Source organism: Agromyces sp. P1_H4 (assembly GCF_056405255.1).
Genome location: NZ_JBFUCL010000260.1, coordinates 1 through 5,415, shown reverse-complemented (window position 1 = coordinate 5,415; position 5,415 = coordinate 1). Strand labels below are relative to the sequence as shown.

At 70.3% G+C, this 5,415-nt stretch carries 6 protein-coding genes and 2 tRNA genes; 1 reads left to right on the top strand and 7 read right to left on the bottom strand.

Translation table 11 applies throughout. From position 1 onward, the window contains the following. The 6 genes from AC1DY2_RS14590 to AC1DY2_RS14565 form a co-directional block, all read right to left on the bottom strand. Positions 1-956: D-alanyl-D-alanine carboxypeptidase family protein (locus AC1DY2_RS14590; RefSeq protein ID WP_476763079.1), on the bottom strand; the 956-nt coding region annotated here is incomplete at its 3' end. 24 nt (positions 957-980) lie between these two features. Continuing rightward, entirely contained in the window at positions 981-1,328 is a 348-nt protein-coding gene (locus AC1DY2_RS14585; protein WP_476763078.1) for a metallopeptidase family protein, read from the bottom strand. Positions 1,329-1,374: 46 nt separating this feature from the next. Continuing rightward, positions 1,375-1,450: transfer RNA gene (locus tag AC1DY2_RS14580), tRNA-His, on the bottom strand. A gap of 43 nt (positions 1,451-1,493) precedes the next feature. Further along, entirely contained in the window at positions 1,494-2,114 is a 621-nt protein-coding gene (gene orn / locus AC1DY2_RS14575) for an oligoribonuclease (RefSeq protein ID WP_476763077.1), read from the bottom strand. 109 nt (positions 2,115-2,223) lie between these two features. Beyond that, positions 2,224-2,296 (bottom strand) — tRNA-Arg (locus AC1DY2_RS14570). A gap of 30 nt (positions 2,297-2,326) precedes the next feature. Then, positions 2,327-3,547, bottom strand: a complete 1,221-nt coding sequence (locus tag AC1DY2_RS14565) for a cation:proton antiporter (RefSeq protein ID WP_476763076.1) — start codon at positions 3,545-3,547, stop codon at positions 2,327-2,329. 138 nt (positions 3,548-3,685) lie between these two features. Between AC1DY2_RS14565 and nadE the strand changes: the two genes are divergently transcribed. Continuing rightward, positions 3,686-4,507: an ammonia-dependent NAD(+) synthetase gene (gene nadE, locus AC1DY2_RS14560; RefSeq protein ID WP_476763075.1), complete on the top strand. Its 822-nt coding sequence runs from the start codon at positions 3,686-3,688 to the stop codon at positions 4,505-4,507. A gap of 31 nt (positions 4,508-4,538) precedes the next feature. Here the strand turns inward: nadE and AC1DY2_RS14555 are convergent, their stop codons facing one another. After that, positions 4,539-5,183, bottom strand: coding sequence for a hypothetical protein (locus AC1DY2_RS14555; protein ID WP_476763074.1), 645 nt, complete (start codon positions 5,181-5,183; stop codon positions 4,539-4,541). Positions 5,184-5,415 lie beyond the last annotated feature (232 nt).

Sequence of the window (5,415 nt, the reverse complement as noted above, 5' to 3'; positions counted from 1 at the left end):
GCGGCGATCACCGTGACCGGTGCCGACGCCGCCGACGCCGACTCGACCGCCGCGGCGATCGCGGGGTCGAGCGTCTCGTAGTCGGGCATCAACAGCATGGCGCCCGTGACGCGCCGGGGGCCCTCGGCGCCGTCGGCCGCGGGGAGCTCGGCGGTGTACACGTAGCTCAGGCCCGCCTCGTCGGTGAAGCTGCGGGTGATGGCCCTGGCCGCGCCGTCGCTCGAGCGGCCGACGAGGTCGGGAACGTTCCGCGCGCCGACCGGCGCGGCGTCGGGATCCTCCAGCATCGCCGCGAGCTCGGGGTCGGCGGTCACCATGGCCGCGAGTCGCGCGAGCTCCTCGGCTGAGCCGACGTTGTCGCCCGAGAGCCCGGTGGCGTCATCGACCTTCGTCGACGTGAAGCCCTGTTCGGCCAGCCAGGCGTTCGCGGCCTCGACGTAGGGCTCGACACCGCCGAACGCCCAGCGCACGAGGGTGTCGGCGTGATTGTTGCTGGAGGCGAGGAGCACCGCGCGCACCACGTCGCGTTCGGACCAGGTCTCGCCGGGCGACACCTGCAGTGCCCGGGACCCCTCGCCGGAGTAGCGCAGGTAGTCGGTGTAGTCCTCAGGACCGATGGGGATCGCCGGTCCCGCGGCGTCTGCGGTGAGCGGCAGCGAGTCGAGGGTCACGAGCAAGGTGACCATCTTGGCGGCGCCGCCGATCGGCACGGCTGCCGGATCGCCCGCGGTCGCGACCACCTGGCCGGCCCCCTCATCGTCGATGACCGCGAGGGCGCTGGCGCCCGCCGCAGGTAGCGCAACCGGCGGGACCTCGGTTGCCGCCGCACTCGCGGCATCCACGTCGACGGACACCTCGGGCAGGGGGCCGAGGAGCATCGCAGGCCCGTAGACGCCGAGACCGAGGATGGCGAGCGCGCCGACGACGATGCCGGTGATCCGGCCGGGGGAAACCATGGATTCAGCGTAACCCGGGCGGGTTCACGCCCAGCCCAGGTCGTGCAGCCGGTCGTCGTCGATGCCGTAGAAGTGGGCGATCTCGTGCACGAGGGTGATGTGGATCTCGTCGCGCAGTTCACGCTCGTCGTCGGCGATCGCGAGCAGCGGCTCTCGGTAGAGGATGATCCGGTCGGGCATCTCGCCCATGCCGTAGCGATCGCGCTCGGTCAGCGCGTAGCCGTCGTAGACGCCGAGCAGGTCGAGCGAGCCGTCTTCGGGGCGGTCCTCCACGACGAACACGACGTTGTCGAGACCGTCGATCATGTCGTCGGGGAGGAGGTCGAGTTCGTCGACGACGATCGCCTCGAAGGCCTCCGCATCGAGTTCCACGGCGACTCCGATCCGCGTCGGCTCCGATCGGAGGCGGGAGAAGACTTGGGGTGAGTAACGGGGCTTGAACCCGCGACCTCCTGGACCACAACCAGGCGCTCTACCAACTGAGCTATACCCACCATGTGTCGACCGCCGGGGCGATCAGGCAACTCAAAGAGACTACTACACCTTGGCGTCGAACTCGTCCACCACGGTGGCCGCCAGCGCCTGGAGGTCGTGGCTCGACGGTCCCGGCTCGGCGACGAAGATCGCGCGGCGATAGTAGTGCAGTTCACGGATCGACTCGAGGATGTCGGCGAGGGCCCGGTGGCCGCCGTTCTTCGCGGGGGAGTTGAAGTACGCCCGGGGGAACCAGCGCTTCGCGAGCTCCTTGATCGAAGAGACGTCGACGTTGCGATAGTGCAGGTGCGCGTCGAGTCGCGGCATGAACTTGGCGATGAACGAGCGGTCGGTGCCGATGGAGTTGCCCGCCAGTGGAGCCTTCTGCTCCTCGGGCACGTGCTTGAGCACGTACTCGAGCACCTCGTACTCGGCTTCGGCGACGCTCACACCGTTGGGGATCTCCTCGATGAGGCCCGATTCGGTGTGCATCGCTCGCACGAACTCGCCMATGTTCTCGAGGGCGCTCGCATCGGGCTTGATCACGATGCTGAGCCCCGGATCCACCGGGTTCAGGTCGTAGTCGGTGATCACGACGGCGATCTCGACGAGTTCGTCGGCCTCGAGGTCGAGGCCGGTCATCTCGCAGTCGATCCAGACCAGACGGTCGCTCGGGGTTGCCATGCCGCGAGTCTACCGGGGCCGTCGGACAGGAGCCCGACGGACGACGCTGGCGACTGGTCGGCATGACGCGACCGTCGTGCGCCGGGCTGCTCGGCGGGGCCCATGACGGTGCCCCCGGCAGGAATCGAACCTGCGACCGACAGATTAGAAGGCTGCTGCTCTATCCGCTGAGCTACGGGGGCCGACCCCGCAAGCATAGCGGTCGACGCCGATCAGCCCTCGGTGGGCACCTCGACGTCGTCGTCTTCCGCTCCTGCGGAGGACGCGGGCGCGCGTCCGCGCACGGTCAACGCCACGAGCGGGAACGCCAGCACCGAGAGCATGCCGGCGCCGACCAGCGCGGCGGCGGTGCCGCTCGGCAGGTCGCCCTGGTCGACGCCGATGGCCGTCACGGCGACGATGATGGGCAGGCCGGTGGCTCCGAAGAAGGCGGTGGCGACGAGGTCACGGCGGCTCGAGCCCGCCGGTGCGGCGAGGAGGGACGGCAGGCCCCGGACGACGAGGAGCATCACGACGCCGAGCACGAGGAGCGCCATGGTCCAGGGGTTCGCGAAGAGCGCGGCCAGGTCGAACGTCACGCCGGTGTAGATGAAGAAGATCGGCACGAGGAATCCGTAGCCCAGGGCTTCGATCTTCCCTTCGACGATCTCGACGTCGTGGCGCGGCGCACCCGAGAGGAGCAGCCGGTAGAGCACGCCCGCCGTGAAGGCGCCGAGCAGCATGTCGAGGTCGAGGATGACGCTCAGTGCGACGAGCACGACGAGGACCAGCACGACCAGGCGTACCGCGAACTGGCCGCTCGTGTGCAGGGTGGCGGTGATGATGCGGTGCATGCGACGGCCCGCACCCCGGGCGGCCAGCCAGATGGCGGCGGCCGCGACGAGCGCGAACGCGGCGAGCACCAGCGCCCCGATGAGCGGCGAGCGACCGCCGAGGAAGATCGAGATCGCGAGGAGCGGCCCGAACTCGCCAACCGCGCCGAGCGCGATCACCGCCACGCCGAACGGCGTCTTCAGGTCGCCMGAGTCGCGCAGCACGGGCATGATCGTGCCGAGGGCGGTCGAGGTCAGCGCGATGGCGATGAACACGGCGGCCGACGGGTGGATGGCGAACGTCACGGCGATGCTGAAGGCGGCGACGAGGGAGATGATCCATCCGATCGCCGCTCGCGTGATCGGGCGCCCGCGGATCGCGGCGAAGTCGATCTCGTTCCCGGCGAGGAAGAAGAGCATCGCCAGCCCGAACTCGGAGAGGAACTGCACGAAGTCGTCGGGCACGATCCAGCCGAGCACAGCGGGGCCGAGGAGCAGGCCGAGCAGGATCTCGAACACCACCAGTGGGATCGCGACCCAGCGGGCAAGCCCCCGCACGAGCAGGGGTGCCGCCACCGCGATCGCCGGCACCAGCACCAGCGTGCCGATCGACACGTCCATCGTCGCACCCCCGGATTCCGGCGCCACCGTCCTGCGCCTGCCGCGATGCTAGCGGAGCGAGGAGGTTCAGGCCGGAATGCGGCACGACGACCACGTCGATGTTGCCTCTGCGAAACATCCCGGCGGTATCGTCGAGACATGCGCGACCTGCAGGCGAGAATCATCGCGGAACTGAATGTCAGCCCCACCATCGACCCCGCCGAGCAGGTGCGTGCCCGGATCGACTTCCTCAAGACCTACGTGCGGACCACCGGCGCGAAGGGGTTCGTGCTCGGCATCAGCGGCGGGCAGGACTCGACGCTCGCCGGCTTCCTCTGCCGGATGGCGGCCGAGGAGCTCGTGGCCGAGGGCCAGCCCACTCGCTTCGTGGCCGTCCGACTGCCCTACGGGGTGCAGCGCGACGAAGCCGATGCACAGGCGGCGCTCGACTACATCCGGCCGCCCGAGACCGTCGTGTTCAACATCAAACGCGGCGTCGACGGGCTCGCCGCCGAGTTCGAGGCCGCCGTGGGCGAGCCCGTCAGCGACTTCGGCAAGGGCAACGTCAAGGCCCGCATGCGCATGGTGGCGCAGTACGCCCTGGCTGGCGAGGAGGGGCTGCTCGTGGTCGGCACGGATCACGCCGCCGAGGCCGTCACCGGGTTCTTCACGAAGTACGGCGACGGCGGCGCCGACATCCTGCCCCTCACCGGCCTCACGAAGCGCCAGGGGCGCGTGATGCTGCGCCACCTCGAGGCGCCCGAGCAGCTGCACCAGAAGGTGCCGACCGCGGATCTCCTCGACGAGAACCCCGGCCAGGCCGACGAGGCGAACCTCGGCCTGACGTACCACGACATCGACGCCTACCTCGAGGGCCAGGAGATCGATCCCGGGATCGCGGAGCGCATCGAGGCGCGCTACCTGCAGACGCGCCACAAGCGGGCCGTGCCGGTGTCGATGTTCGACGACTGGTGGATCTGACCGTCGGGCCCGGGGGCTTGACGCCTGGGCCTCAGGCGCGCGCGTCGTCGAGCGTCGCCGTGGGCGCCGTGTCGGTCGACCGGACTCCCGCGTCGATGGTCGCCGCGGACTGGTAGCGCTCGTGGTGCTGCTCGGCGACCCAGGCGTCCTGCGCCTCGACCGCGACGACCTCGGGCTCCTGCCGCTGCGTGCGCCAGCGCACCAGGTCGTTCTGGAACTGCTTGCGGGCGCGCGAGGGGCGGCGCTCCCAGTCGAGCATCCGATCACGGAACTCCACGACGGCCGGATCGAGCTGGTAGCCGAAGGTCGCGGAGGCGCGCTTCAGCTCGTGCAGCTGGTGGGCCGCCCAGTTCGCGGCCACGTCGGAACCGCGGATCGGCAGCAGTCRCACCAGGATGTCCGCCTGGCCGACGGTGCGGTCGGCCAGGACCTGCTCCTGCGGAGTGAGCGAGTTCCAGACGGAGGCCTCGGTTGCCGCGTCGACGAGTGCGGCGATGGCCGCGGTCTTCGCCTCGCGGTCGCGCTGGGCGACGACGCGGCGGATCGCCGCCGACGCGATCCACGCCGCCAGGAGGCCGGCCGCGAGGACCGCGACGAAGAGCACGATGCCCGCGTAGACGGTCGGCCGAGCTGCGCTCGAGGTGAGCCAGGAGATGAGATCGTTCCACCACTGCATGAGCGCAGGCTACCCGTGGCGGGCGGCGCGTCGTCCGAGGCTCGACGGCGTGGCCGCAACCTCGCGCGCCCCAGGCGACACCCCGGTGACGGGCGCGCTCGTCATCGGAAGCACTCCGCGGCATCCGTCGCCGACCAGAACTCCCCGAGCTCCATCGAGCGGATGCCGCCGCCGACGAGCCGTCGGGCGACGTAGCGGTCGACGTCATCGTGGCGGCGTCGCTCGATGTGAC